This is a genomic window from Caloramator australicus RC3 (assembly GCF_000297115.1).
Classification (GTDB): domain Bacteria; phylum Bacillota; class Clostridia; order Clostridiales; family Caloramatoraceae; genus Caloramator; species Caloramator australicus.
Genome location: NZ_CAKP01000073.1, coordinates 1 through 1,725, shown reverse-complemented (window position 1 = coordinate 1,725; position 1,725 = coordinate 1). Strand labels below are relative to the sequence as shown.

Genomic DNA, 1,725 nt, shown 5'->3' with positions numbered 1-1,725 from the left:
TGGCAATAATATTTTACATTTCTTTGTGATTATTTTATGATAATGTCATGTTGTAGAGTAATATGATAAAAATGTCACTATGAGGAACGAGGTGTTTTATTCAATGTCACAAAAACAAATTAATAGGTATGTTGTCATTCAAAAATCCCTTGAGGGTTTATTAACTGTCAAGGAAGCAGCAAAGGTTTTAGGCCTTAGCGAACGTCAAGTTATTAGATTAAGARAGGGTGTGATGCAAAGCGGGGTTTCTGCTCTTATTCATAAAAACAAAGGCCGTAAACCTTCTCATGCTGTTTCCGATGAACTTAAAGGTAAAATTATCTCTCTTAAATTGTCTGACAACTACAAAAATGCTAACTTCAAACATTTTAACGAGCTTCTTGAAAGATTCCATGGCATTAAGCTAAGTTACTCTACCATCTACAATATCCTTAACTCTACCGGTATTAAAAGCCCTAAAAAGCGTCGTAGATTTAAACCCCATACAAGACGAAAAAGAAAACCACAGATGGGCCTTCTAGTTCAGATGGATTCCTCTCCATTTGATTGGCTGGGTATTGGCTGTAACTATTCTATCCATGGTGCTATCGACGATGCTACTGGCAAAGTTCTCGGTCTTTATATGACTAAAAATGAATGCCTTCAAGGATATTTTGAAGTCGCTCGCTTTATGCTCGAAAACTTTGGTATCCCTGCTAGTATCTATAGCGATAGGCATGCTATCTTCCTTTCTACTAAAGCTTCTAAACTCTCTATTGAAGATCAGCTTGAAGGCAAGGTTTGTAACGATACTCAGTTCTCTAGAGCTATGCGGGAACTTGGCATCACTATAATAACTGCTCATTCCCCTCAGGCTAAAGGTAGAGTAGAACGACTTTGGAATACTTTGCAATCGCGTTTGCCCGTTGAATTTAAAATAGCTGGAATTAAAACTATTGATGAAGCTAATGAATTTTTGAGAAAATATGTCTTTGAATTCAATAGCATCTTTTCTGTTGAGCCTTTATCTGATGAATCTGCTTTAAGACCACTTAGTAGTGACATAAACCTTAATTCTATTCTCTGCGTGAAGGAAAAAAGAAAGGTCGATAATGGCGGCGTTTTCTCCTACTACGGAAAACAGTTTAAAATCCTTCAAAAGAACAATCAGCCTCCAATACCGACCCGAGCAACTATTAATGTATTCATTAATAGTTTAACAGGTGTTCAGGTCGAATACAAGGGGGTAATTTACGATACTGAAATATTTTCAAAGCCTAAAAAATCTTCTACTGATTCCGTTAAGAAGGAGAAAAACACCTACAGACCGCCAGAAGACCATTATTACAAATATGGACGTAATTTAGTTAAGCCCATCGTCTATGATGAAAGCGATCAAGAAATTTTAAGTATGCTTGAGGAAATTTTTCTCGGTAAAGATAATTTTGTTGACAGATACAAAAATTTAGGGTAAATGTTAGCTTTTGATAATAGGACTGTTAGTCGGGTGATGTCAAGGCACCGTGGAATAAATGGGAGGGGCCCACTTGTGGGAGGGCGCCCGTTTATGCCGCGAAAGGCCTTGACATCAGGCGGCATAGTATCCTATTGCCTTTTAGGGGCAGTTTAATCTGCCCCTCTGCCTTCCGGCGAGGATGGGGGGTTCTAGGGGGCAAAGCCCCCTAATTTTTACCCATCTAAATGACATTTTCATACGATAATTAACTTTATTTTAAATTATTTTTA

1 protein-coding gene is annotated in these 1,725 nt (G+C 37.6%); it reads left to right on the top strand.

The window, feature by feature from the left end; genetic code table 11:
- Nucleotides 1–103 precede the first annotated feature (103 nt).
- Nucleotides 104–1,453 carry an ISNCY family transposase gene (locus CAAU_RS07105; protein WP_008908758.1) on the top strand — a complete coding sequence of 450 codons (1,350 nt, stop codon included), beginning with the start codon at nt 104–106 and terminating at the stop codon, nt 1,451–1,453.
- Nucleotides 1,454–1,725: the final 272 nt, after the last annotated feature.